20 protein-coding genes are annotated in these 25,060 nt (G+C 69.2%); 14 read left to right on the forward strand and 6 right to left on the reverse strand.

All coding sequences use genetic code 11. The features are described 5' to 3' along the window. Positions 1-136: 136 nt before the first annotated feature. From sdhC to EAO79_RS17130, 4 genes are read left to right on the forward strand one after another with little or no spacing between them, the layout of a single operon-like run. Positions 137-565 (forward strand): succinate dehydrogenase, cytochrome b556 subunit, encoded by a 429-nt coding sequence (gene sdhC / locus EAO79_RS17115; protein WP_255376691.1) that lies wholly within the window; start codon positions 137-139, stop codon positions 563-565. Continuing rightward, a complete protein-coding gene (locus EAO79_RS17120) occupies positions 565-1,011 on the forward strand; it encodes a succinate dehydrogenase hydrophobic membrane anchor subunit (RefSeq protein WP_064294824.1) in 447 nt (148 codons plus the stop codon). Before sdhC ends, EAO79_RS17120 begins: the two co-directional genes overlap by 1 nt. Before the next feature lie 26 nt (positions 1,012-1,037). Further along, complete coding sequence (gene sdhA / locus EAO79_RS17125) at positions 1,038-2,840, forward strand: succinate dehydrogenase flavoprotein subunit (protein WP_086474106.1); 1,803 nt, start codon at positions 1,038-1,040, stop codon at positions 2,838-2,840. 2 nt (positions 2,841-2,842) lie between these two features. After that, entirely contained in the window at positions 2,843-3,610 is a 768-nt protein-coding gene (locus EAO79_RS17130; protein WP_064294822.1) for a succinate dehydrogenase iron-sulfur subunit, read from the forward strand. Between the two features lie 84 nt (positions 3,611-3,694). Here the strand turns inward: EAO79_RS17130 and ptsP are convergent, their stop codons facing one another. Then, a complete protein-coding gene (gene ptsP / locus EAO79_RS17135; RefSeq protein WP_124769716.1) occupies positions 3,695-5,353 on the reverse strand; it encodes a phosphoenolpyruvate--protein phosphotransferase in 1,659 nt (552 codons plus the stop codon). Positions 5,354-5,410: 57 nt separating this feature from the next. On the opposite strand from ptsP, the gene EAO79_RS17140 reads away from it, so the two are divergent. The 3 genes from EAO79_RS17140 (at position 5,411) to trpS (ending at position 8,649) form a co-directional block, all read left to right on the forward strand. Beyond that, positions 5,411-6,718, forward strand: coding sequence for a YihY/virulence factor BrkB family protein (locus tag EAO79_RS17140; RefSeq protein WP_124769717.1), 1,308 nt, complete (start codon positions 5,411-5,413; stop codon positions 6,716-6,718). A 9-nt stretch (positions 6,719-6,727) separates the two neighbouring features. After that, positions 6,728-7,573 (forward strand): exodeoxyribonuclease III, encoded by an 846-nt coding sequence (locus tag EAO79_RS17145; protein WP_124769718.1) that lies wholly within the window; start codon positions 6,728-6,730, stop codon positions 7,571-7,573. A gap of 71 nt (positions 7,574-7,644) precedes the next feature. Then, positions 7,645-8,649: a tryptophan--tRNA ligase gene (gene trpS, locus EAO79_RS17150; RefSeq protein ID WP_079002883.1), complete on the forward strand. Its 1,005-nt coding sequence runs from the start codon at positions 7,645-7,647 to the stop codon at positions 8,647-8,649. Positions 8,650-8,708: 59 nt separating this feature from the next. Here the strand turns inward: trpS and EAO79_RS17155 are convergent, their stop codons facing one another. The 4 genes from EAO79_RS17155 to EAO79_RS17170 all read right to left on the reverse strand — a co-directional run bounded on the left by EAO79_RS17155 (position 8,709) and on the right by EAO79_RS17170 (position 14,313). Then, positions 8,709-9,608: a hypothetical protein gene (locus EAO79_RS17155; protein WP_124769719.1), complete on the reverse strand. Its 900-nt coding sequence runs from the start codon at positions 9,606-9,608 to the stop codon at positions 8,709-8,711. Between the two features lie 452 nt (positions 9,609-10,060). Continuing rightward, positions 10,061-11,575, reverse strand: coding sequence for a glycerol kinase GlpK (gene glpK / locus EAO79_RS17160; RefSeq protein WP_124769720.1), 1,515 nt, complete (start codon positions 11,573-11,575; stop codon positions 10,061-10,063). A 101-nt stretch (positions 11,576-11,676) separates the two neighbouring features. Further along, complete coding sequence (locus EAO79_RS17165) at positions 11,677-12,429, reverse strand: MIP/aquaporin family protein (RefSeq protein ID WP_079002885.1); 753 nt, start codon at positions 12,427-12,429, stop codon at positions 11,677-11,679. A 147-nt stretch (positions 12,430-12,576) separates the two neighbouring features. Further along, positions 12,577-14,313, reverse strand: a complete 1,737-nt coding sequence (locus EAO79_RS17170) for a glycerol-3-phosphate dehydrogenase/oxidase (protein ID WP_124769721.1) — start codon at positions 14,311-14,313, stop codon at positions 12,577-12,579. 134 nt (positions 14,314-14,447) lie between these two features. Here EAO79_RS17170 and EAO79_RS17175 point away from each other — a divergent pair, with 134 nt between their 5' ends. The 7 genes from EAO79_RS17175 to EAO79_RS17205 all read left to right on the forward strand — a co-directional run bounded on the left by EAO79_RS17175 (position 14,448) and on the right by EAO79_RS17205 (position 23,055). After that, the gene (locus EAO79_RS17175) at positions 14,448-15,434 is read left to right on the forward strand and encodes a sugar-binding transcriptional regulator (protein ID WP_124769722.1); all 987 of its coding nucleotides are present in this window, start codon (positions 14,448-14,450) and stop codon (positions 15,432-15,434) included. Positions 15,435-15,766: 332 nt separating this feature from the next. Then, a complete protein-coding gene (gene ribD / locus EAO79_RS17180) occupies positions 15,767-16,843 on the forward strand; it encodes a bifunctional diaminohydroxyphosphoribosylaminopyrimidine deaminase/5-amino-6-(5-phosphoribosylamino)uracil reductase RibD (protein WP_241160917.1) in 1,077 nt (358 codons plus the stop codon). A 21-nt stretch (positions 16,844-16,864) separates the two neighbouring features. Further along, positions 16,865-17,560 (forward strand): riboflavin synthase, encoded by a 696-nt coding sequence (locus EAO79_RS17185; RefSeq protein ID WP_079707344.1) that lies wholly within the window; start codon positions 16,865-16,867, stop codon positions 17,558-17,560. After that, a complete protein-coding gene (gene ribA, locus EAO79_RS17190) occupies positions 17,557-18,840 on the forward strand; it encodes a GTP cyclohydrolase II (protein ID WP_124769723.1) in 1,284 nt (427 codons plus the stop codon). Before EAO79_RS17185 ends, ribA begins: the two co-directional genes overlap by 4 nt. An 83-nt stretch (positions 18,841-18,923) precedes the next feature. After that, positions 18,924-19,394, forward strand: coding sequence for a 6,7-dimethyl-8-ribityllumazine synthase (gene ribH, locus EAO79_RS17195; protein WP_064294813.1), 471 nt, complete (start codon positions 18,924-18,926; stop codon positions 19,392-19,394). 203 nt (positions 19,395-19,597) lie between these two features. Next, positions 19,598-20,944 (forward strand): MFS transporter, encoded by a 1,347-nt coding sequence (locus EAO79_RS17200; protein ID WP_079707347.1) that lies wholly within the window; start codon positions 19,598-19,600, stop codon positions 20,942-20,944. Between the two features lie 182 nt (positions 20,945-21,126). Then, positions 21,127-23,055 (forward strand): ABC transporter ATP-binding protein, encoded by a 1,929-nt coding sequence (locus tag EAO79_RS17205; RefSeq protein WP_124769724.1) that lies wholly within the window; start codon positions 21,127-21,129, stop codon positions 23,053-23,055. A gap of 39 nt (positions 23,056-23,094) precedes the next feature. On the opposite strand, the gene EAO79_RS17210 is transcribed toward EAO79_RS17205, so the two are convergent. Next, entirely contained in the window at positions 23,095-24,960 is a 1,866-nt protein-coding gene (locus EAO79_RS17210; RefSeq protein WP_124769725.1) for a phosphoenolpyruvate carboxykinase (GTP), read from the reverse strand. Positions 24,961-25,060 lie beyond the last annotated feature (100 nt).

A 25,060-nucleotide genomic window follows, 5' to 3' on the forward strand; every position in this document is an offset into this window, starting at 1 on the left:
TTAGGCCAGCCTTAGCGGCGGGACCGCGCATCCCACGCCTACACTTGGTCCAGCGCGCCGATTCGACGCACGGCAGGCAACAACCCCCGCACGGCAGAACGATCTGCCGCAGATAGCGACTATCAGGGAGGACCTCGTGACCGCGAGTCTCACGCGAACGTCACCGTTGGAATCCACGACATCCAAACGCCCGGCCGGCACCCTGTACCGGGGCCGTGAGGGCATGTGGTCGTGGGTGCTCCACCGGATCACCGGCGTCGCCATCTTCTTCTTCCTCCTCGTGCACGTCCTCGACACCGCGCTGGTGCGGGTCTCCCCCGAGGCGTACAACGCCGTCATCGGCACGTACAAGAACCCCATCATGGGGCTCGGCGAGGTCGCGCTCGTCGCCGCCATCGCCTACCACGCGTACAACGGCATCCGCATCATCCTCATCGACTTCTGGTCGAAGGGCACCAAGTACCAGCGGCCCATGTTCTGGATCGTCATCGGTCTCTGGGTCGTGACGATGCTCGGCTTCACGCCGCGCCACCTGATCAACGTGTTCAGCGAGATGGGCCACTGATGACGACGATCGCCGCTCCCCGCACCCCCGCTCGTCCCGCGCGCCGCAAGGGCGTCAACTGGGAGAAGTGGGGCTGGATCTACATGCGCGTCTCCGGCGTGATCCTGCTGGTCCTCATCTTCGGCCACCTGTTCGTCAACCTCATGGTCGGCGACGGCATCAAGGCCATCGACTTCGCCTTCGTCGGCGGCAAGCTGTCGAACCCCTTCTGGCAGTGGTGGGACGTCGCCATGCTGTGGCTCGCACTGATCCACGGCGGAAACGGCATGCGCACCATCGTCAACGACTACGCCACGGGTCGCACGATCCGCGGTGTCCTCAAGGTCGCGATCCTCGCCGCCGTCACCATCCTCATCATCCTCGGGACCCTGGTCGTCTTCACCTTCGACCCGTGCCCCGCCGGCGCACCTGCAGACCTGCTCGCGTCGTTCTGCCCCGCCAACTGAGCAACCGAGACCGAGCAACGGAAACCGTGACTACAGAAACCACCGAGTCCACCGTCATCGACGGCATCCACTACCACCAGTTCGACATCGTGATCGTCGGTGCCGGCGGTGCCGGCATGCGCGCCGCGATCGAGGCCGGCCCCGGAGCGAAGACGGCCGTCATCTCCAAGCTCTACCCGACGCGGTCCCACACGGGAGCGGCGCAGGGCGGTATGGCCGCTGCGCTCGCGAACGTCGAGGAGGACAGCTGGGAATGGCACACCTTCGACACCATCAAGGGCGGCGACTACCTCGTCGACCAGGATGCGGCGGAGATCCTCGCGAAGGAGGCCATCGACGCGGTCATCGACCTCGAGAACATGGGTCTGCCGTTCAACCGCACCCCCGAGGGCAAGATCGACCAGCGTCGCTTCGGCGGCCACACCCGCGACCACGGTAAGGCGCCGGTCCGCCGTGCCTGCTACGCGGCCGACCGCACGGGCCACATGATCCTGCAGACGCTGTTCCAGAACTGCGTCCGCCTCGGCATCAACTTCTTCAACGAGTACTACGCGCTCGACCTGATCATGACGAACGTCGACGGTGTCGACAAGCCGTCCGGTGTGGTCGCGTACGAGCTCTCCACCGGCGAGATCCACGTCTTCCAGGCGAAGGCGGTCATCTTCGCCACCGGTGGCTTCGGCAAGATCTACAAGACGACCTCGAACGCCCACACCCTCACGGGCGACGGCGTCGGGATCATCTGGCGCAAGGGTCTCCCGCTCGAGGACATGGAGTTCTTCCAGTTCCACCCCACCGGCCTCGCCGGTCTCGGCATCCTCCTCACCGAGGGAGCGCGAGGTGAGGGTGCGATCCTCCGGAACGCGAGCGGTGAACGCTTCATGGAGCGGTACGCCCCGACCATCAAGGACCTCGCCCCGCGAGACATCGTCGCGCGCTGCATGGTCCAGGAGGTCGCGGAAGGCCGCGGTGCCGGGCCGAACAAGGACTACGTCTACCTCGACTGCACCCACCTCGGTGCCGAGGTCCTCGAGACCAAGCTGCCCGACATCACCGAGTTCGCGCGCACCTACCTCGGTGTCGACCCGGTGACGGAGCCCGTCCCTGTCATGCCGACCGCGCACTACGCCATGGGCGGCATCCCGACGAACGTCAAGGCCGAGGTCCTGAGCGACAACAACACCGTCGTCCCCGGCCTGTACGCGGCCGGCGAATGCGCGTGCGTGTCCGTCCACGGCTCGAACCGGCTCGGCACGAACTCGCTCCTCGACATCAACGTGTTCGGCAAGCGCGCCGGCAACAACGCCGTCGAGTACGTCCAGGGCGTCGACTTCACGCCACTGCCCGAGAACCCCGCCGGCTTCGTCTCCGGCCTCATCGAGCAGATGCGGAACTCCAACGGCACCGAGCGGATCTCCACGATCCGCAAGGAGCTGCAGGAGGAGATGGACCGTAACGCCCAGGTGTTCCGGACCGACGAGTCCCTCGCCGGCGTCACCGCCACCATCCACAACCTGCGCGAGCGGTACCAGAACATCGCCGTCCAGGACAAGGGCAAGCGCTTCAACACGGACCTCCTCGAGGCGATCGAGCTGGGCTTCCTGCTCGACCTCGCCGAGGTCGTCGTCTACTCCGCTCGCAACCGTCAGGAGAGCCGTGGCGGTCACATGCGCGACGACTACCCGAAGCGCGACGACGAGAACTACATGAAGCACACGATGGCGTACCTGTCCGGCGACCCGCACTCGTCCGACGCGGCCGACCACATCCGGCTCGACTGGAAGCCCGTGGTCATCACGCGGTACCAGCCGATGGAGAGGAAGTACTAGCGATGAGCACTGCAACGCTCGAGAACCCGCCGGCAGCAGCACCGGAGGAGATCCAGTCCTTCACGGTCACCCTGATCATCCGTCGATTCGACCCGGACGTGGACGCCGAGCCGCGCTGGGAGGACTTCGACGTCGAGATGTTCCCGACGGACCGCATCCTGGACGCGCTCCACAAGATCAAGTGGGAGCAGGACGGGACCCTCACGTTCCGTCGCTCCTGCGCGCACGGCATCTGCGGCTCCGACGCCATGCGGATCAACGGACGGAACCGCCTCGCCTGCAAGACGCTGATCAAGGACCTCGACATCTCGAAGCCAATCTACGTCGAGGCGATCAAGGGCCTGCCGCTCGAGAAGGACCTCGTCGTCGACATGGACCCCTTCTTCGCGTCGTTCCGCGAGGTGCAGCCGTTCCTCATGCCCGGCAAGCCTGCGGAGAAGAACAAGGAGCGCGTGCAGTCGGTCGCCGAGCGCGCCCGCTTCGACGACACCACGAAGTGCATCCTGTGCGCCGCGTGCACCTCGTCGTGCCCCGTGTTCTGGACCGACGGCCAGTACTTCGGCCCGGCGGCGATCGTGAACGCGCACCGCTTCATCTTCGACTCCCGCGACGACGCCTCGCAGGTCCGCCTGGACATCCTCAACGACCAGGAGGGCGTGTGGCGCTGCCGCACCACCTTCAACTGCACCGAGGCGTGCCCCCGCGGCATCCAGGTCACGCAGGCGATCGCCGAAGTCAAGCAGGCCATGATCTCCGGCAAGGTCTCCTAGCCCACACCCGGTTCATCCGTCCGGCCCAGCGCACCGCGCTGGGCCGGACGTGTTCGTGCAGGGCGACCTGTTCGTCGAGCGACGTCAGGCCAGCGCGGCAGCTCTGGCTTCAGCCGGTGACGCGGCGCTCAGGGCGTCCATGGCCATGGCACGAGCCGCCTCGAGCGTGTAGCGTCGCAACTCGCTCCGGACGTCGCCGAGCGCGGCCGGGGTGACCGAGAGACTCGTCGCCCCGAGGCCGACGAGCACGACCGCGAGGGCCGGGTCCGCTGCCGCCTCCCCGCAGACGCCGATCGAGCGCCCGGAGGCGAGACCGGCGTCGCCGACGAGCTTGACGAGCCGCAGCACGGCGGGGTGCCACGGGTCCTGATACGAGCCGAGCGGCCCGAGGAGACGGTCCGCCGCGAGCGTGTACTGCGTCAGATCGTTGGTGCCGATGCTCACGAAGTCCGCGACCCCGAGGATCTGCGCGGCGAGCAGCGCACTCGACGGCACCTCGATCATCGTCCCGACCGTGCGGAGCCCGAGCCGTTTCGCGAGGGTCACGAACGCCGCGGCCTCGGGGAGGTCGGCGATCATCGGGGCCATCACCCAGAGGTCCGCCTCGTGGGCGTCCTGTGCGAGCGCGAGCGCCGTGAGCTGGTCTCGGAGCACCTCGTCACGTGCGCGGAGCGCCCGGATGCCCCGCACCCCGAGCGCCGGGTTGGCCTCGGCCTCGTCCGCTCGGAGGAAGGCGAGCGGCTTGTCGGCTCCGGCGTCGAACACCCGGACGACGACCCGCTTGCCCGGGAACGCCGCGAGCAACTCGCCGTAGCGGTCAGCCTGTTCGGCGACGCCCGGCGCCTCCGCGCGGTCCAGGAAGAGCAGCTCGGTGCGGAACAGCCCGACCCCCTCGGCGCCGAGGGCCAGGGCACCGGCCGCACCGGTGACGGACCCGAGGTTCGCGAGCAGGGGCACCGGGGTGCCGTCGGCGAGTTCGCCCGGTGAGCGCGGTGAGACCCGCACGCGCTCGGCCGCGGTGGACCTCGCGGACCGCACCTCGCGTTTCGTCGGCGACCCGGTGACGACCCCGGCTCCGGCGTCGACGAGGACGATCTCACCGTCCTCGAACTGCTCGGCTCCGGCGACGCCCACGACGGCGATGAGTGACTGCTCGCGCGCGAGGATGGCCGTGTGCGAGGTCGCCGAGCCGCCACTCGTGACGAGTGCCAGCACCCGCTCGAGATCGAGGAGCGCGGCGTCTGCCGGAGCGAGGTCCGTGGCGACGAGGACGAACGGCTCGTCCGACTCGGGAGGTCCGGGGACAGGTCGGCCCAGTAACCGCGCGATGACCCGTTGCGAGACGTCACCGACGTCGGTCGCGCGCGCCGCCATCGGCTCCCCCAGGTTGAAGAGGACCTGCTGGACCGTCGCCAGGGCCTCGAACACGGCGCGCTCCGCGGAACGCCCCGCCGCGATGCGCGTTGCGACGTCCTCCGCGAGCGCCGGGTCGTCCGCCATGACCGCCTGCGCTTCGAGCACGTCCTGCGCATGTCCGCCGGCTCGTCGAGCCCGGTCCTCGAGGTCGGCCCGCGTCGCGCTGAGCGCCGCGACGGCCCGGGCCTGTTCGAGCGTGACGTCCCCGCCGAACGGGTCGGCACTCGGTTCGGGCAGCGGTTCCGGCATGCGGAGCACGGGACCGGCGACGACGCCGCGTCCGACGCCGGTGCCGGTGAACGTGCGTTGCCCCTCCGCCTCGCGCATGGTTCGACCCTAGTGCACCGCCTCTCCCCCGGTCCGGCCCGCTTGTAGGCTGGTCCGGTGACCAATCCGCGTGCGCCGAGGAAGGACTCCGCCGACGCGCCGGACGCCGGTACGACCCCCAGGGTGCGGCTCCAACAGACGCCACCGCCACTCGTGTTCCAATGGATCCAGAACAGCGAGAACCCGTTCATCCGACGGCTCGCGCCCCGCGCGGCGAGAGCGGAGCGCGCCACGACGTGGGTCATGCGGCTGAAGCCCTATCGCGTCATCCATCGGTATCTCGCCATGGACGGCAACCTCCTGGCCGCCGGGATCAGCTTCCAGGCCGTCTTCGCCGTGTTCGCCGCGGTCTACGTCGGATTCGCCATCACCGGCATCTGGCTCGGCAACAACGCCGAGGTCTTCCAGGCACTCGTGGAGATCATCAACCGCGCCGTCCCCGGTCTCATCGGCACCGACGGCGAAGGCATCATCGCCGAGGAGCAGTTGTCGAGCGCCTCCCTGCTCGGGTGGACCGGGGTCATCGCCGCCGTCGGGCTCATCTGGACGGCGATCGGCTGGCTGTACTACACCCGGCAGGCGGTCAGGTCGATCTTCGCGCTCCCGAAGGTCGCGGCCAGCTTCTTCCTGCTCAAGGTCGTCGACCTCGTGCTGGCACTCGCCTTCGGCGTCCTCCTCCTCGTCTCCGCGACGCTGTCGGTCGCCAGCACCCAGGCACTCAGCTGGCTGCTGTCACTGGTCGGCTTGGAGGGCACCTTCTGGGTGACCGTCGGCAGCCGGGTCGTCGGGCTGGTCGTCGCGGTGGTCGTGAACCTCGTCACCCTCGGCGCCATGTACCGCGTGCTCAGCCGGATCCGGATCCCGTGGCGCAACCTCTTCGGAGGCGCGCTCCTCGGCAGCCTGGTGCTCTCACTCCTGAGCGTCGCGAGCAGTGCGGTGATCGCCGGGGCCTCCCGGAACCCGTTGCTCGCGACCTTCGCGGTGTTCATCGGCCTCATGCTGTGGTTCAACCTCGTGAGCCGCGTCATCCTCGCCTCCGCCGCCTGGATCGCCGTGGGGCTCGACGACCAGGGCATCAGTGTGCGCACGACGACGCCGGAGGAGCAGGCGGCCGAAGAGCTGGCGGCCAGGAGGCTGATCGCCGAGGCGGAACTGCGGGAGGCTCACGAATCCCTCCGGCGCGCCAAGGGCCCGGCGGTCTGGTTCGCCCGCCGGCGCGTCCGGCACGCCGAGGAGGCCTCGGCCGAGCTCATCCGAGAGCACGGCGAAGCCCCCGAGTCGCCCGCGGCGGACGCGTCGGACCCGCCCCATCGCCGACGCCAAGGCGGGCGCCGGGGCCAGGGCGTTGTCGGCCCCCGCGACTAAGCTGGAGGCATGTCTGCACCCCTCCGCATCGCCAGTGTCAACGTCAACGGAGTCCGCGCGGCCTTCCGCAAGGGGATGGGCGACTGGCTCGAAGACCGCGGGGTCGACATCCTCGCCCTGCAGGAGGTCCGCGCCGCGACGAGCGACCTCGAGACGCTCTTCGGACCGGAGTGGAACATCCTGCACGATGCCGCGACCGCCAAGGGGCGTGCCGGCGTCGCGATCGTCAGCCGTCGCTCGGCGGGCATCCACCGGGTCGCCCTCGGAGCCGACGACTTCGACAGTGCGGGTCGGTGGATCGAGGCCGACTTCGACGTCGACGGCACCCTCGTCACGGTCGTGAGCACCTACGTGCACTCCGGCGAGGTCGACACCCCCAAGCAGGTCGAGAAGTTCCGTTTCCTCGAGGCGATGCTCGAGCGGCTGCCGGCACTGCGCGAGCACAACCCGCTGTCCCTCGTCGTCGGCGACCTCAACGTCGGCCACACCGAGCTCGACATCAAGAACTGGAAGGGCAACGTCAAGCGTGCCGGCTTCCTGCCCGCGGAGCGGTCCTACTTCGACCGCTACCTCGGCCCGGCTGGTGAGACGGTGACGGGCGTCGACGGCGTGACCGGCACCGGCCTCGGCTGGGTCGACATCGGGCGCCAGTCCGCCGGCCAGGTCCCCGGTCCCTACACCTGGTGGTCGCAGCGCGGCCAGGCCTTCGACACCGACACCGGCTGGCGCATCGACTACCAGCTCGCCACCCCCGAGCTCGCGGCCCTCGCGTCCGGCTACACGATCGACCGCGCAGCGGCGTACGACCAGCGATGGTCCGATCACGCCCCCGTCGTCGTCGACTACGCCGTCTGACCCTTCGGCATCACGCCACCCCACCACTCCGTGCCCCGGCTCCGGCCGCTCATCCCTCTGCGAGAACCCACATGACCAAGCCACGCCTGTACTCCGGCATGCAGCCCTCCGCCGACTCGCTCCACCTCGGCAACTACATCGGTGCCCTCCTGCAGTGGAAGCAGATGCAGCAGGAGCACGACGCCTTCTTCAGCATCGTCGACCTGCACGCGATCACGGTGCCGCAGGACCCCGCCGAGCTCCGCGAGAAGACCCGTCGCACGGCCGCCCAGTACATCGCCGCAGGCATCGACCCCTCGGCGTCGACCCTGTACGTCCAGTCGCACGTCCCGGCGCACGCACAGCTCGCCTGGGTGCTCAACACGATCACCGGCATGGGCGAGGCCGCGCGCATGACGCAGTTCAAGGACAAGTCGGCCAAGCACGGGCGCGACGCCTCGTCGGTCGGGCTCTTCGCCTACCCGATCCTCATGGCGGCGGACATCCTGCTCTACCAGACCGACATCGTGCCGGTCGGCGACGACCAGCGGCAGCACATCGAGCTCACGCGCGACCTCGCCGAGCGGTTCAACGCCCGCTTCGGCGACACCTTCGTCGTCCCGAAGGCGCAGATCCAGAAGGACTCCGCGCGCATCTACGACCTCCAGAACCCGACGTCGAAGATGTCGAAGTCCGCCGAGACCCCGGCGGGGATCATCTGGTTGCTCGACGAGCCGAAGGTCACGCAGAAGAAGATCATGCGTGCGGTCACCGACAACGACGGCGTCATCGCCTTCGACGCACAGGAGAAGCCCGGTGTCTCGAACCTGCTGAGCATCTACTCCGCGATCACCGGCTCCCCCATCGAGGCCGTCGTCGGCGAGTTCGAGGGTCGTGGCTACGGCGACCTCAAGAAGGGTCTCGCCGAGGTCGTCGTGGGCGAACTCGAGCCGGTCCGTGCGCGCGCGCTCGAGCTCCTCGACGACCCCGCCGAGCTCGACCGCCTGCTCGCGGTCAACGCCGCGCGCGCGACCGAGGTCGCCGAGCAGACCCTCGCCGAGGTCTACGACCGCGTCGGACTCCTCCGCCCCGCCTGATCCCGCCGTCCGTTCGCAACTCCTGCTCGTCACTGTCCGCAAGCCCGCACACACCGCACTCACCGCGCGGCCCGTGGAGTACCCACGCGGTGAGCAGGAGTTGTGCGTACGTCCCCGATCAGACCGGTGATCGCTGCCGCGACGAGCCCGGGCTCATGCACCACGTGCTGGTAGAGCGGTCGCAACGTCATCAGCCCGCGCGAGGCGGCTCTGAGGTCGCGGGTGCGGTCTGAGACGGCGTGCGACCACCCCTCATGATGGGCTCGACTGTCGACCTCGATCAACAATGACTCAGCCACCAGGAGATCACCGCGTCCACCCTCCGCCAGACGGGGCTGCACTTCGTACGACAGACCGAGGCTGCGGACGATCAAGCGCAGGAGTGTCTCCGGACCTGACTCGGCGCGTCCATCGATCAACGCCATGAGCGCACGAAAGCGTTCGGGCACCAGGGCGAAGACTCGTCGGAGGTCGGGCTCATCCACCAACCCGAGATGGACCGCGCTGTCGAGCGTCGCGAGTGCCATCCGCGGCGACTGGCACCGGATGGACTGGGCCAGTGCGTCGATGATCGACACGTCGCAGTCGAACGTGCCGCACGGCTGATCAAGCGGTCGCCAGTGGAGAGTGAACTCCCGTCGATCGCTGGTAGCCAGCCGTCGGTCCTCCGCCCGCGGTCCGCGAAGTCGTGAGGCGCTGCGGTCCACATGCACATGGACCCGAGTGGCGTCGAACACGAACACACCACGGGCGGCCAGGGTGGACAGGCATGCTCGCCTCCCCCCGATGCGCACTGCGGCACGGATGTCATCATGCACTCCGGGGAGCGCGTATCGATCGCGCCGCACGCGAACGATCCTTCCGTCACGCACCGCCTGGGTGATCTCACGCGGTCGCATACCTTCCTCGAGAAGCGTCGAGCGGGTGAGGATCGTGTGACCAGAAGCTGCACTGTCCATCCATCGAGGTTCGGGGCACCGATCGAGCGGTCGGTCCGACGCGGCTGCTTCGTCGTCGGTCGAGGACTACGGGAGCGCTGTGGAGGAGGGTCACGGTCAGGGCGTCACCGTCGCGCGCGGTTCACAACTCCTGCTGGCCACTGGTCAACGCTCAGGATCGACCCCAGGGAGGCGCCGCAGCAGCGAGGAGCAGGAGTTGTGCGCATGTGGGACACCCGTCTCGACGAGATGGGGGTCGGAGCGAGTCTCGCGGGAGGCAGCGAGTTCGCGCAGAACTCCTGCGCCTGACCGGCCCGGTCGGCGTGGGCAGGCGGGATGGCGCGGTTGCTCCCGAGTCGGTCCTCAAGCTGCAGGAGTTGTGCGCAGGTGCGCCCTGCGGGGAGCGGCACGAGGGCGGACGACAGAACGGCCCGCCCTCCGCGAGGAGGACGGGCCGTTCCGGTCGGTCGGGACTACTGCACGTCGTCGTCGACCCAGTCGAAGGTCTTCGTGACGGCCTTCTTCCAGTTGCGGTAGAGGCGGTCGCGCTCCGCGGAGTCCATGTTGGGCTCCCAGCGCTTGTCCTCCTGCCAGTTCTTCGCGAGGTCGTCGAGGTCGGACCAGAAGCCGACGGCGAGACCGGCCGCGTAGGCAGCGCCGAGCGCCGTGGTCTCCGCGACGACCGGTCGGATGACCGGCACACCGAGGATGTCGGCCTGGAACTGCATGAGCGTGTCGTTGGCGGTCATGCCGCCGTCGACCTTGAGCTCCGTCAGCGGGACACCCGAGTCGGCGTTAACGGCGTCGATGACCTCGGCCGTCTGGAACGCGGTCGACTCGAGGGCGGCCCGGGCGATGTGGCCCTTGTTGACGTACCGGGTGAGCCCGACGAGCGCACCGCGGGCGTCCGGACGCCAGTACGGCGCGAACAGCCCGGAGAACGCCGGCACGAAGTACGCGCCACCGTTGTCCTCGACGGTCTTGGCGAGCGCCTCGACCTCGGGAGCGGAGGAGAACATGCCGAGGTTGTCGCGCAGCCACTGGACGAGCGAACCGGTCACGGCGATCGAACCCTCGAGCGCGTAGTGCGGCTTCGCGTCGCCGAGCTTGTAGCCGAGCGTCGTCAGCAGACCGTTCTCGGAGTGGACGATCTCCTCACCGGTGTTGAAGATGATGAAGTTACCGGTGCCGTAGGTGTTCTTGGCCTCGCCCTGCTGGAAGGCGGCCTGCCCGAAGGTCGCCGCCTGCTGGTCGCCGAGGATGCCGGCGATCGGCGTCTCGCGGAGGAGGCTGTCGTCGGACGCGTGGCCGTAGATCTCGGAGGAGCTCTTGATCTCCGGGAGCATCGACTTCGGGACGCCGAACGCCTTGAGGATCTCGTCGTCCCACTGCAGGGTCTCGAGGTCCATGAAGAGCGTGCGCGAGGCGTTGGTGACGTCGGTGACGTGCACGCCGCCGTTGACACCACCGGTGAGGTTCCAGATGACCCAGCTGTCGGTCGTGCCGAAGAGGAGGTCGCCCGCCTCGGCCTTCTCGCGAGCACCCTTGACGTTCTCGAGGATCCAGACGATCTTCGTGCCGGAGAAGTAGGTCGCCAGCGGCAGGCCGACGGTCTTCTTGAAGCGCTCGACGCCGCCGTCCGCAGCGAGGCGGTTCACGATGTCCTGGGTGCGCGTGTCCTGCCAGACGATCGCGTTGTAGACGGGCTGACCGGTGGTCTTGTCCCAGACGACGGCGGTCTCGCGCTGGTTCGTGATGCCGATGGCCGCGATGGCGTGCCGGGTGATGTTGGCCTTGCTGAGCGCCTGGCCGATGACCTCGCGGGTGTTGTTCCAGATCTGGTTCGGGTTGTGCTCGACCCAGCCGGCCTTCGGGAAGATCTGCTCGTGCTCGAGCTGGCCCGTCGAGACGATCGATCCGCTCTTGTCGAAGACGATGGCCCGGGAACTCGTCGTCCCCTGGTCGATTGCGATGACGTAGTCCGCCATTGGATACTCCTTCGTTGCGTGCGTTGCGAGGTGAGGCACCGGAACCGGTACCCCGGGGTGCCGCGGCGGTGATCGTGTCCGGTCACCGCCGCAGCGTCAGGTCAGACGGCCGGGAGCAGCACCATCGAGGCGAGGGCCGCGAGGACACCACCGAGCAGGGGGCCGACGACCGGCACCCAGGCGTAGGACCAGTCGCTCTTGCCCTTGCCCTTGATGGGGAGGAGGGCGTGGGCGATACGCGGACCGAGGTCGCGTGCCGGGTTGATCGCGTAGCCGGTCGGGCCACCGAGGGAGGCACCGATTCCGACGACGAGCAGGGCGACGGGAAGGGCGCCCAGGGCTGCGAGTCCCCCGGGGACGCCCTCGATGACCACCGCGTCGGGGCCGGTCTTGCCGAAGGACATCACGACGAAGACGAGGACGAAGGTCGCGATGACCTCGGTCACGAGGTTCCAGCCGTAGCTGCGGATCTCCGGACCGGTCGAGAAGACACCGAGCTTCTTGCCCGGGTCCTCCTCCTGGTCGAAGTGCTGCTTGAAGGCGAAGTACGTCAGCACGGCACCGATGAAGGCACCGACCATCTGCGCCGCCCAGTAGACGAGCGCCGTACCGAAGTCGATCGACCCCGTGGTGAGGAAGCCGATCGTGACGGCGGGGTTCAGGTGTCCGCCGGAGGCGTAGGACACCGTGACACCGGCGAAGACCGCGAGGCCCCAACCGAAGTTGATGAGCAGCCAGCCGCCACCGAGGCCCTTGGATTTCGTGAGGATCGCCGTGGCGACCACACCGGTACCGAGGAGGACGAGCATCGCCGTCCCCACGGTCTCGGAGAGGAAGATGGTTCCGAGGTTCATGTCTTCATTGACCTTTCATAGGTGTGGCCGTGTGGGGGCCGACGCCGAGGCGCGAGCCCCCGCTGGGCGAGGTTGCACTGACCAGTTGCTTGTAAGGTAGCCAGCTCCTGTTGCACAGGACAAGGGCCTTGCCTGCACATTCGTGCATTATGAGAACGCCGGGGCCTCCTTGGCGGCGTCGACCCGGAGGTCGACCTGGTGGGCGTCGCGCAGGCGGTCGAGCGCTGCGGTGATCTGCGCCGTCCGCTCGGCGTCGTCCCACCCGAGGACACCGCCGACGACGCGGGCGATCTCGTCGACGAGGCCGGCGGTCAGCGATCCGGTGAAGGCGAGGCTCGTGCGACGGTGCAGCACGTCGGAGAGGTGCACGACCTGCTCCTGCTCGACCAGGTACTCCAGCTCCTGCACGCTGTAGTCGGCAGCGCCCTGCAAGCGGTCGTCGCCGTGCTCCGACAGGTGCTCGAGGAGTGCGGCGGCCTTCGTGCCGTACCGGCCCAGCAGCTGCTCGGCACGCTTGGCACCGGTGCCGTCCTCGTGCCCGGCGACCCAGGTGCGCGTCGCCGAGTCGGTGCGCGGGAAGCCGGCGCCGCCGCCGATCGCGAGGCCGAGGGTCTCCACCGGGCGCGGGGCCCCGATGGTGTTGAGCACGTCCGTGCTGAGGTGCTCGGCGAGGGCCCGGAAGGTGGTCCACTTGCCGCCGACGAGGCTGAACACGGTGGTGGACGGACGTGCAGCGGCGGCCCGGCGCTCGATCCGGTAGTCGCGCGACACGAAGCCGGGGGCCTCGTCGTCGTGCTTCGGCAGCGGGCGGATGCCGGAGAACCGGTAGACGATCTGTTCGCGCGAGGTCGCGATGGTCGGGAAGACGTGCTTCACGAGGTCGAAGAAGTAGTCGACCTCCTCCTCGGTGCAGACGCTCGGCGTACTCGGGTCGGCGTCGATGTCGGTCGTGCCGACCATGACCTTGCCCTTGAGCGGGTAGATGAGGACGATGCGGCCGTCCTCGTGCTCGAAGAAGATCTCGCGCCCCTTGGTGGCCGCGTAGAGCTCCGGGTTGTCGAGGACGATGTGCGAGCCCTTCGTGCCGCCCATGTAAGTCGTCGGCTCGCCGAGGCCGGCGTTCGTGAGGTCGGTCCAGGGGCCGGAGGTGTTGACCACGACGTCGCTCGTCACGGTGAAGGTCTGGCCGGTGACGGTGTCGCGGAGCTCGACGCCGTCGGCTCCCATGCCGACCGCCTCGACGTAGTTGACGGCGCGGGCGTGCGGGCCGGCGGCGAGGCCGTCCATGAGGACGTCGAGTGCGAGACGCTCCGGGTCGTGCATGGAGGCGTCGTAGTAGGTCGCCGTGTACTTGAGGCCCGGGTTCATCTTCGGCAGGTCGGCGAGGGACTTCTTCCGGCCGTGGAAGCGGTGACGCGGCACGCTGCCACCGTCGCGGGAGAAGGAGTCGTACGCGGTGAGGCCGACCTTGATGAGCAGCGCACCACGCTCCTGCGGCTTGCCCTGCTTGTGGGTGAGGAAGCGCAGCGGTGCGGAGAGGATGCCGGAGAAGGTCGAGAAGATCGGGACCGTGGTCTCGAGCGGCTTCACGTAGTGCGGGGCGATCTTGATGAGCCCGTTGCGCTCCTGCACCGACTCCTGGACGAGGCGGAACTCGCCGTTCTCGAGGTACCGGATGCCGCCGTGGATCATGTGGCTCGACGCGGCAGAGGCGCCGGAGGCCCAGTCGTTGCGTTCCACGAGCGTGACGTCGACGCCCTGGAGCGCGAGGTCGCGGAAGGTCGCGATGCCGTTGATGCCGCCGCCGATGATGAGCACCGACGCCTGCGGGCGGTCGATGACGGACTGGACGGTGGAACGGGGAGCTGACGACTTGAGGGACATGAGATGCCTCGCTTCTTCGCGGTTGGTACGCGACGCTGCCGGGATTGCGCGCCGCTGAATGATGTGACTGAATACATCGTGACACCCGCTGCAACTCTGAACAGCCCTAGTGAACAAACGTGCAAGGAGACCCGATGTCGCTCGCAGACGCGCTCAGCCAGCCGGACCGGACGGCCGAGGCGCTCCGCGCCGCACAGCTGTATTACGTGCAGGACCTCACCATGGAGGCCATCGCCCAGGAGCTCCACACCTCCCGGTCGTCGGTCTCCCGCCTGCTCGGATATGCGCGGGAGAGCGGGCTCGTCGACATCCAGGTGCGCTCCCCGCACGACATGCCGTCGCGGCTCGAGGCGGAGTTCCGCGACCGGTTCGGCGTGACCGCCCACATCGTCCCGGTCCCCGACCACACGAGCGACATCGACCGCCTGGAGCGGGTCGCCCTCTCGGCTGCACGTTTTCTCGGCTCGGTGTTCGACTCGAACATGACGCTCGGCCTGGCATGGGGCTCGACCGTGAGTGCGGTGGCGAGGCACCTCACCCCCAAGCGGACCCACAACTCGCAGATCGTCCAGCTGAATGGTGCGGCCAACACGCGCACCTCGGGCATCCTCTACGCGAGTGAGATCCTGCATCGGTACGCGGACGCCTACGGGGCCTACGCGCAGCAGTTCGCGGTGCCCGCCTTCTTCGACGACCCGTCGACCAAGCTGGCCCTCTGGCGGGAACGCAGCATCCGACGCGTGCTCGAGATCCAACGCCGCATGGACGTCGCGCTGTTCGGTCTCGGTTCGCAGCTCTCGGGGGTGCCCAGCCACGTCTACGTCGGCGGCTACCTCGACGACAGCGACTTCGAGGCGCTCGCGAGCGCCGGGGCGGTCGGGGACGTCGCGACCGTGTTCTTCCGCGCCGACGGTTCCTGGCGCGACATCCCCTTCAACAATCGTGCGTCCGGGCCCGATCTCGACGTGCTGCGCGGCGTCTCCCGTCGGATCTGCGTGGTCGCGGGAGCCGCCAAGGTGCTCCCGCTCCTCGGGGCGTTGGCGGGCGGGCTCATCTCCGACCTCGTGGTCGACGAGGGGACCGCCCGCGCGGCGATCGACCAGCACGACGCCCAGCGCTGACCCCGGCCGCATCAGGCGCTGCAACCGGGCGTCATCCGAACCGGGAATAGGGCACCCACTCAGCCCGTTGACCTAGAATCGACAACACGTAACGTGCTCCGGGGTCGGTGAGAGTCCGAACCGGCGGTGATAGTCCGCGACCCGTGTCTCGCGCAAGCGAGGCCCGGTTGACCTGGTGGAACTCCAGGACCGACGGTTATGAACGCGTCTGCTCGCAGGCGGCGTTCGAGTCCGGATGGAAGGAAGCACGGGCGTCGGCCGATGGCCGACGCCGGCGAGCACCTGCCCGCGACCCCGGAACTCGTGTCAGTACCGACCGAGATGACGGACAGATGAGCGCAGGAACCGAGGCACCGCAGGCGAGTGTCCGCGAGGAGCAGGCCATGCTGCGCGCGCTCGAACTCGCCGCCAACGGCCCGGCCCGCGGGGTCAACCCCCGCGTCGGCTGCGTCATCCTCGACGCTGACGGCACCGTGATCGCCGAGGGCTGGCACCGTGGAGCCGGCACCCCGCATGCGGAGGTCGACGCCCTGTCCCGCCTCGCTCCCGGAGCGGTCCGCGGCGCGACGGCCGTCGTCACCCTGGAACCCTGCAACCACACGGGCCGGACCGGACCGTGTGCCGTCGCCCTCCTCGAGGCCGGTGTCGAGCGCGTCGTGTTCGCCGTGGACGACCCCGGCCACCACTCCGGAGGTGGAGCGGAACGACTCCGCGACGGCGGCGTCACCGTCGTCGGCGGTGTGCTCGCCGGACCGGCGGAGGACCTCCTCGGTGACTGGCTCACCACCGCCCGCCTCGGGCGTCCGCTCGTGACGGTGAAGTGGGCCTCGAGTCTCGACGGGCGGATCGCCGCGAGCGACGGCACGAGCCGCTGGATCACCGGCGATGCCGCGCGCGACGACGTCCACCGTCGACGGGCCGCCCACGATGCGATCCTCGTCGGCACGGGGACGGTCCTCGCCGACGATCCGAGCCTCACCGCTCGCGACGACCGCGGCGACCTCCTGCCCGAGCAGCCATTGCCCGTCGTCATGGGCGATCGCCAGATCCCCCTGGACGCCGCCGTCCACCGCCACCCCCGGCCGGTCGTCGTCCACCACGGGCATGATCCGGCTGCGCTGTTAGCCGAGCTCCGCGCCGCGGGCGTCCGGAGCGTCTTCATCGAGGGCGGCCCGACCATCGCCACAGCGTTCCTCCGCGCAGGACTCGCCGACACGGTCCTCACCTACCTCGCCCCCGTGCTCCTCGGCGGCCCTCGCCTCGCGATCGGCGACCTCGGTGTCGACACCATCGGCGATGTGATCCGCCTCACCACCGTCGGCGTCGAACGACTCGGCGACGACCTCCTCGTCATCACGACACCCGACCGCAGCGTCTCCGCCTCGGCCGCCCACCACCTCACCGCCTGACCCCCAGAGAACGGACCACCCATGTTCACGGGCATCATCGAAGAACTCGGCACGATCGTCGCCATCGACCACGGCGAGGACTCGGCACGGTTCACCGTCCGCGGCCCGCTCGCCCTCGAGGGCACCAGGCACGGGGACTCCATCGCCGTGAGCGGTGTCTGCCTCACCGTCGTCGAGCAGACCGGCGAGACGTTCACGGCCGACGTCATGGCCCAGACCCTCGCAATGAGCTCCCTCGACGGCGTCACGGTCGGATCTCCGGTCAACCTCGAACGCGCGGCCCGCGTCGGCGACCGCCTCGGCGGCCACATCGTCCAAGGCCACGTCGACGGCACCGGCACCGTCCTGGCCACGGTGCCCGGCGAGGCCTGGCGCGTCGTGCGCGTCTCGCTCCCCGCGGCACTCGCGCCGCTCGTCGTCGACAAGGGATCGATCACCGTCGACGGCGTCTCGCTCACCGTCAGCGCCATCAGCGCACCGGACGCACCGGAAGCCTGGTTCGAGGTGTCCCTCATCCCCGAGACGCTGGCCGCGACGACGCTCGGTGAGCGCGTCCCCGGCGATCGTGTGAACCTCGAGACCGACATCCTCGCCCGCCACGTCGAGCGAATGCTCGCATTCAGCCGTCTCGAGTCGGCACTCCCCAGCAGCATCGGCCAGGATCCGCAGTCCGCGGACCCGGTCGGCACCACCGCCACCGGAAGGGGCAACGCATGAGCATCGCCAGCATCCCGGAGGCCCTCGAGGCACTCCGCCAGGGCCGACCGGTCATCGTGGCCGACGACGAGGGCCGAGAGAACGAGGGCGACGTGATCCTCGCCGCGGAGTCCGCCACCCAGGAGTGGATCGCGTGGACGGTCCGACACTCCTCCGGATTCATCTGCGCACCGATGACGAACGAGATCGCCGACCGCCTGGCCCTCCCGCCGATGGTCGCGCTCAACGAGGACCCCAGAGGCACCGCGTACACCGTCACGGTCGACGCGGCCGACCGGCTCAGCACCGGCATCAGCGCCGCCGACCGCGCCCACACCCTGCGCGTGCTCGCCGACCCGGCGTCCGTGCCCGCCAGTCTCTCGCGCCCCGGACACATCGTCCCGTTGCGCGCCGTCGACGGCGGGGTGCGTGAGCGCGACGGCCACACGGAGGCGGCCGTCGACCTCATGAAGCTCGCGGGGCTGGTCCCCGTCGGGGCGATCTCCGAGATCGTCGCCGACGATGGCGAGATGATGCGCCTGCCCGGCCTCATCGCGCTCGGGGAGCGGGAGGGCGTGCTCGTCACGACGATCGCCGCACTCATCGCCTTCCTCGAGGAGAACCCCGATGCGGCTGCGGTCTGCGCCGAGGAACGCGCCGCCCAGGCGGCCATCCCCGAATCGTCGAACGTGTCGTTCGAGGTGGAGACGACCGTCCCGACGACGCACGGCTCGTTCCGGTTGCGCGCCTACCGCGACCGCAGGACCGGTGCCGACCACGTCGCCATCATCGCCGGCGACCCGCAGGCCATCGGTGCGCTCGTGCGCGTCCACTCCGAGTGCCTGACCGGCGAGGCGTTCGGCTCGCTCAAGTGCGAGTGCGGTCCGCAGCTCGACAGTGCTCTGGACACCATCCAGCGCCACGGCGGAGTCGTCGTCTACCTGCGCGGGCACGAAGGGCGCGGCATCGGCCTCGTCAACAAGCTGCGCGCCTACCGGTTGCAGGAGGACGGTCTCGACACCCTCGACGCCAACCTCGCGCTCGGGTTGCCGGCCGACGCCCGCGACTACACGGCGGCGAGCGCGATCCTGACGGACCTCGGCATCACCTCCGTGCGCCTGCTCTCGAACAACCCGGAGAAGGAGCGACAGCTCACGAACCACGGCATCGCCGTGAGCGAGCGCGTCCCGCTGGTGGTCGGCGTCGGCCTGTTCAACGAGAGCTACCTCGAGACGAAGCGCGACCGCATGGGCCACAGCATCGGGTTCGAGCTCGCACCCGAACCGCACCCCCACCAGTAGTCCACCGCCGCCCTCGATTCCTTCGAGGAGCGCGAACACCACCAACCCCTCGACGCGCTCGAGGGAAGAAGACAGGAGACCGCATGAGCGGCGAAGGATCCCCCACCATCAGCGTCGACGGCACCGGCCTCGACATCGTCGTCATCGCCGGCACCTGGCACGAGACCATCACCGACGGTCTCATCGCCGGAGCCGTCAAGGCCCTCGATGCGAGCGGCGCCAACCACCGCCTCGTGCGGGTCCCCGGGAGCTTCGAACTCCCGGTCGTCGCCAAGGCCGCCCTCGAGGCCGGGGCCGACGCGGTCGTCGCACTCGGGGTCATCATCCGTGGCGGCACACCGCACTTCGAGTACGTCTCCGACGCCGCGACGAGTGGCCTCACGCAGGTGAGCATCCAGACGGGCAAGCCCGTCGGCTTCGGCGTCCTCACCCTCGACGACGAGAAGCAGGGGCTCGACCGCGCAGGGCTGCCCGGGTCGAAGGAGGACAAGGGGGCGGAGGCCGCTGATGCCGCCGTCGCGACCGCGGTCGTCCTCCGCGAGCTGCGCGGCTGACCCGAGCAGAGGCGCATCACGCGGCATTCCGGTATCGGTATACGCCCGTCCGGGCAACCGAATACCGGAATGCCGTACTTCGGCGTACAGTGTCATGGTCCTGCCACAAGCGGGCGAACCTCTGATCCTGCCGTCGTCGGCGGGCGTGCGCGACCGGTGCTGATGCTTCGACGGCGTCCATTCCCGAACCGAAACGCGCACGCATGTCTCTCGAAGCAACCCCAGTCACCAAGGCCCCGGTCAATCCGCGCTCCCGAGTCGTCCTCGCCAGCCTCATCGGCACGACGATCGAGTTCTACGACTTCTACGTCTACGCGACGGCCGCCGTCCTCGTCTTCCCGCACCTCTTCTTCCCGAGTGAGGACCCGACCGCGGGTCTCCTCGCCTCCTTCGCCGTGTTCGGCGCCGCGATGGTGGCCCGCCCCGTCGGTGCCGTCATCTTCGGGCACCTCGGCGACAAACGCGGTCGGAAGGCGACCCTCGTCGGCGCCCTCCTCACCATGGGGATCGCGACCTTCCTCATCGGCCTGCTGCCGACCTACCAGCTCGTCGGCTGGGTCGCCCCGCTGCTCCTCGTGATCCTCCGCATCGGTCAGGGCTTCGCGCTCGGCGGCGAATGGTCGGGCGCCGCCCTCGTCGCGACGGAGAACGCGCCGACCGGCAAGCGTGCCCTGTTCGGCACGTTCCCGCAGCTCGGTGCGCCGATCGGCTTCATCATCGCCAACGGACTGTTCCTGATCATCGCGGCGATCCTGCCGAGCGACGACCCGTCAATGCCGTCCGAGGCGTTCCTCGAGTGGGGCTGGCGCATCCCGTTCCTCTTCTCAGTCGTCATGGTCATCGTCGGCCTCTGGGTCCGTCTCCGTCTCGTCGAGAGCAACGCGTTCACGAACGCGAAGGAGCAGGGCAAGGTGCAGCGGTCGCCGCTCGCGAGCGTCGTCAAGCTGCACTGGCGCAAGCTGCTCCTCGGCACCTTCTTCATGCTCGCCACCTACGTGCTCTTCTACCTGATGACGACGTTCTCCCTGAGCTACGGCCGTGCGCCACTCGACGCCCCGGTCGCCGGGCTCGGCTACAGCTACACGACCTTCGTGCTCATGCTCATCGCCGGCGTGGTCTTCTTCGGGATCTTCACGCTCGTGTCCGGTCCCTTCGCCGACAAGTACGGACGCCGCAAGACGCTCATCGTCGTGACGAGCGCGATCCTCGTGTTCGGTCTCGTCTGGGTCCCGTTGCTCGGCGCCGGGTTCACCGGGGTCATGATCTGGCTCATCATCGGATTCAGCCTCATGGGGTTCACCTTCGGACCGATGGGCGCCCTGCTGCCCGAGCTGTTCCCGACGAACGTGCGGTACACCGGGTCCGGGATTTCCTACAACGTGTCGTCGATCCTCGGTGCCGCGGTCGCACCGTTCATCGCCGTCGCGCTGTGGAGCGCCGGCGGCGGCAGCCCGTTCTGGGTCGGCGTCTACCTCTCGGCGATGGCCCTGATCACGCTCGTCGCCCTCATCGTCTCCAAGGAGACCAAGGACGTCGACATCGACGCCTGATCGAGGCGACCACCGAGGGCCGGTGCGTGGAGGACGTCTCCGCGCACCGGCCCTCGGTGCGTCCGCGCTCGGTGCGTCGGCTTCGGGCTCGGCGCGTGCGACCGTCGCCTAGAGTTGAACCACGGTGCGCCGTCGCCATGGACGTCTCGGAGCCGCGCACCGCACCTCGGAGGAAGAGCACCATGAGCACCCCAGCGCGCCCGGCACGCAGCCGCAACCCGTTCAGCCGACCGAAGGACGACGGTCCCCGCGCGAGCCTCAAGCAGCTCATGCCGTACATCTTCGAGCACCGTTCGATCCTCATCGTCGTCATCATCCTGAGCGTCATCGGAGCGGCCGCGTCACTCGCCCAGCCGCTCATCGTCAGCCAGGTGATCGGGGTCGTCGAGGCGGGTCGGTCGCTCGGCAACCTGGCGTGGCTCCTCGTCGGGCTCGTCGTGGTCTCCGGCGTCATCAGCGGGTACCAGCACTACCTCCTGCAGCGCGCCGGCACCGGGGTCGTCTACTCCTCCCGGCGCCAGCTGATCGCGCGCATCTTCCGGCTGCCGATCAGCCAGTTCGACACGCGCCGGACGGGCGACCTCGTCTCGCGGGTCGGCAGCGACACGACCATGCTCTACGCCGTCCTGACGCAGGGCTTCGTGGACGCCGTCGGCGGTGCCATCACCTTCCTCGGCGCGCTCATCGCCATGGCGATCATCGACCCCGTCCTGCTCGGTCTCACCCTCCTCGTCGTCATCGTCTCGGTCGTCGTGGTCGTCGCCCTGAGCGGACGCATCCGCGTCGCCAGCCGCGAGCAGCAGACCAAGGTGGGCGAGCTCGCCGCCGCGGTCGAGCGCGCCATCAGCTCCATCCGCACCATCCGGGCGTCCAACGCGACCGACCGCGAGATCGACGCGGTGGACGGCGTGGCCAAGGAGGTCTACGGCGTGGGCGTGCGGATCGCGAAGATCTCCTCGTTGGTCGTCCCGGTCGCAGGCATCGCCATGCAGACCTCGTTCCTGGTCGTCCTGGGCGTCGGTGGGTTCCGGGTCGCGTCCGGGGCCATCACCATCGCGAGTCTCGTCGCGTTCATCCTCTTCCTGTTCATGATGATCATGCCGCTCGGCCAGGCCTTCGGCGCGATCACGAGCGTCAACCAGGCGCTCGGAGCGCTCGGCCGGATCCAGGAGATCCTCGACCTGCCCGACGAGGGCGATGACGACGCGGCCATCGCCGCGCGGGTCGGGCGTCCCGGGACCGCCTCAGCGTCCGCGCCGGCGATCGAGTTCGACGGGGTCGAGTTCGCCTACCCGGACGCGGCGGTCATCGAGCGCGAACGGGCCGCAGCGGAGGCGCTCGCGACCGAGGCGCTGAGTGAGGGCACCAGCGCGCCGGAGGTCGTCACCGCCGATGCCACCCGACTCACCGAGGCGCAGTCCGCGCTCGGTCGGCAGGTGCTCCGTGGAGTGTCCTTCGCGGCGATGCAGGGCAGACGTACGGCGCTCGTCGGACCGTCCGGCGCCGGCAAGAGCACCATCCTCGGGCTCATCGAACGGTTCTACGACCCGACGGCCGGAGCCATCCGCCTGGGCGGCGTCGACATCCGCACGATCCCCCGCGCCGACCTCCGGGACCAGATCGGGTACGTGGAGCAGGACGCCCCGGTCCTCGCCGGCACGCTGCGCGACAACCTGCTGCTGTCGTCACCGGATGCGAGCGACGCCGACTGCGAGCGCGTGCTGCACGCGGTCAACCTCGGCGGGGTCCTCGACCGCAACCCGCTCGGTCTCGCCGCCCCGGTCGGCGAGGACGGCATCATGTTGTCGGGTGGCGAGCGGCAACGCCTCGCGATCGCGCGCGCCATCCTCGCTGCTCCCCCGATCCTGTTGTTGGACGAGTCGACCTCGAGCCTCGACGGCGTCAACGAGCAGATGATGCGCGAGGCCATCGACGCGGTCGCGACGGGACGCACGCTCATCGTCATCGCGCACCGGCTCTCGACCGTCGTCGACAGCGATCAGATCGTCGTCCTCGAGGAGGGTCGGGTGGTCGGCGTCGGCACCCACAGCGACCTCGTGACCGAGGTCCCGCTCTACCGCGAGCTCGCCAAGCACCAGCTCCTCGTGTGACGCTCCGCTCGCCCGACCGTCGTCGGGCGAGCGGACACATCAGGACCGGAGGCGGTAGCGCAGGGCGGCGAGTTCCGCACGGAGGGCGGCCGGGACCCGGTTGCCGAAGGTGTCGAAGAAGGACTCGGTGAGGTCGCACTCGACGAGCCAGGACTCGCGATCGACGGCGAACAGGGCGTCGAGGTCGGCCTCGGGCACGTCGATGCCGTCGAGGTTCAGCTCGTCGAGGACGGGCAACCGGCCGATCGCCGACTCCCGTGCGTCGACCTCGTGCTCGAGCCGCCGCACGATCCACTCGATGACCCGCGAGTTCTCGCCGAAGCCAGGCCACAGGAAGGAGCCGTCGGCGTCCTTCCGGAACCAGTTGACCTGGAAGATCCGCGGCGCCTTGCCGTGCTCGAGTGCACCGCCGACCCGCAACCAGTGACTCCAGTAGTCCGCCATGTTGTAGCCGCAGAACGGGAGCATCGCGAAGGGGTCGCGACGGAGCTCCCCGACCGTGCCCTCAGCGGCGGCGGTCTGCTCGGAGGAGATCGTCGCACCCATGAACACGCCGTGCTCCCAGCTGCTGGCCTCGACTACGAGCGGGACGTTCGTGGCACGACGCCCGCCGAAGAGGATCGCGTCGAGCGGGACGCCGTCGGCCGCGTCCCAGTCGTCGGCGATCGACGGGCATTGCGCCGCCGCGACGGTGAACCGCGAGTTCGGGTGGGCCGCCGGGCGCCCCGACTCGGGCGTCCAGTCCTGCCCCTGCCAGTCGACGAGGTGGGCGGGCGGCTCGGGGGTCAGTCCCTCCCACCAGACGTCCCCGTCGTCGCGGAGCGCGACGTTGGTGAAGATCGTGTTGCCCCACAGGGTGTCGACGGCTGTCGCATTCGTGCCGGCGCCCGTGCCGGGTGCGACCCCGAAGAAGCCTGCTTCCGGGTTGATGGCGTACAGACGGCCGTCGTCGCCGGGCCGGATCCACGCGATGTCGTCGCCGAGGGTCTCGACCGTCCACCCGGGGATCGTCGGCCGCAGCATCGCGAGGTTGGTCTTGCCACAGGCCGAGGGGAACGCGGCGGCGATGTGGAACGCCCGGCCCTCCGGCGAGACGACCCGGACCAGCAGCATGTGCTCGGCCAACCAACCCTCGTCGCGTCCGATGACCGAGGCGATCCGCAGCGCGAAGCACTTCTTCGCGAGGAGTGCGTTACCGCCGTAGCCGGAACCGAACGACCACACTTCGCGCGTCTCCGGGAACTGGACGATGTACTTGGTGTCGTTGCACGGCCAGACCACGTCGGCCTGCCCTGCTTCGAGCGGAGCGCCGACCGAGTGGACGGTCCGGACCCACGGCTGTCCGTCGGCGATGAGCTCGAGGACGCGGTCGCCCATCCGCGTCATGATGCCCATGCTGAGGACCGCGTACGCCGAGTCGGTGATCTGGACGCCGAGCTGCGAGAGCGGCCCGCCGACCGCGCCCATCGAGAACGGTACGACGTACATCGTGCGACCGCGCATGCTGCCGGCGAAGACCCCGTGCAGTTCGTCACGCATCACCGCGGGATCCCGCCAGTTGTTCGTCGGGCCGGCGTCCTCCTCCTGCTCGGAGCAGATGAAGGTGCGGTCCTCGACGCGCGCGACGTCGCGCGGATCGCTGCGGGCGAGGAAGCTGTTCGGCCGCCACTCCGGGTTGAGCTTGATCAGCTTCCCCTCCTCGACGAGCTGGTGGGTGAGCCGGTGCGACTCGCTCGCGGAGCCGTCGACCCAGTGGATCGCGGACGGCTCCAGGAGGGCGGCCAGTTCGTCGACCCAGGCGTGCAGCTCGGCAAGGCCCGTCCGCTTCGGGCGCGGCACCGCTCGGAGCCCCGCGCGGGCGGCGGGAGCGGGTGCGGTGTCGGGAATGAGTGCTGCGATGGACATGCGTTCCTCCGGCGTTGGTGGGACGGTCAAGAAGTGGTCGTAGAGCCACCATGCGCCTGAATTCGCCGATCTTCACACACGTTCTCTCTTCAAGAATCGT

Source organism: Plantibacter sp. PA-3-X8 (assembly GCF_003856975.1).
Classification (GTDB): Bacteria; Actinomycetota; Actinomycetes; order Actinomycetales; family Microbacteriaceae; genus Plantibacter; species Plantibacter auratus.

Bases quoted from the DNA above. Each gene is read 5' to 3' on its own strand.
- EAO79_RS17120 (WP_064294824.1), top strand. From the start codon at position 565: ATGACGACGATCGCCGCTCCCCGCACCCCCGCTCGTCCCGCGCGCCGC.
- EAO79_RS17130 (WP_064294822.1), top strand. From the start codon at position 2,843: ATGAGCACTGCAACGCTCGAGAACCCGCCGGCAGCAGCACCGGAGGAG.
- ptsP (WP_124769716.1), bottom strand. From the start codon at position 5,353: ATGCGCGAGGCGGAGGGGCAACGCACGTTCACCGGCACCGGCGTCGGA.
- EAO79_RS17145 (WP_124769718.1), top strand. From the start codon at position 6,728: ATGTCTGCACCCCTCCGCATCGCCAGTGTCAACGTCAACGGAGTCCGC.
- trpS (WP_079002883.1), top strand. From the start codon at position 7,645: ATGACCAAGCCACGCCTGTACTCCGGCATGCAGCCCTCCGCCGACTCG.
- EAO79_RS17155 (WP_124769719.1), bottom strand. From the start codon at position 9,608: ATGGACAGTGCAGCTTCTGGTCACACGATCCTCACCCGCTCGACGCTT.
- glpK (WP_124769720.1), bottom strand. From the start codon at position 11,575: ATGGCGGACTACGTCATCGCAATCGACCAGGGGACGACGAGTTCCCGG.
- EAO79_RS17165 (WP_079002885.1), bottom strand. From the start codon at position 12,429: ATGAACCTCGGAACCATCTTCCTCTCCGAGACCGTGGGGACGGCGATG.
- EAO79_RS17170 (WP_124769721.1), bottom strand. From the start codon at position 14,313: ATGTCCCTCAAGTCGTCAGCTCCCCGTTCCACCGTCCAGTCCGTCATC.
- EAO79_RS17175 (WP_124769722.1), top strand. From the start codon at position 14,448: ATGTCGCTCGCAGACGCGCTCAGCCAGCCGGACCGGACGGCCGAGGCG.
- ribD (WP_241160917.1), top strand. From the start codon at position 15,767: ATGAGCGCAGGAACCGAGGCACCGCAGGCGAGTGTCCGCGAGGAGCAG.
- EAO79_RS17185 (WP_079707344.1), top strand. From the start codon at position 16,865: ATGTTCACGGGCATCATCGAAGAACTCGGCACGATCGTCGCCATCGAC.
- ribA (WP_124769723.1), top strand. From the start codon at position 17,557: ATGAGCATCGCCAGCATCCCGGAGGCCCTCGAGGCACTCCGCCAGGGC.
- ribH (WP_064294813.1), top strand. From the start codon at position 18,924: ATGAGCGGCGAAGGATCCCCCACCATCAGCGTCGACGGCACCGGCCTC.
- EAO79_RS17200 (WP_079707347.1), top strand. From the start codon at position 19,598: ATGTCTCTCGAAGCAACCCCAGTCACCAAGGCCCCGGTCAATCCGCGC.
- EAO79_RS17205 (WP_124769724.1), top strand. From the start codon at position 21,127: ATGAGCACCCCAGCGCGCCCGGCACGCAGCCGCAACCCGTTCAGCCGA.
- EAO79_RS17210 (WP_124769725.1), bottom strand. From the start codon at position 24,960: ATGTCCATCGCAGCACTCATTCCCGACACCGCACCCGCTCCCGCCGCC.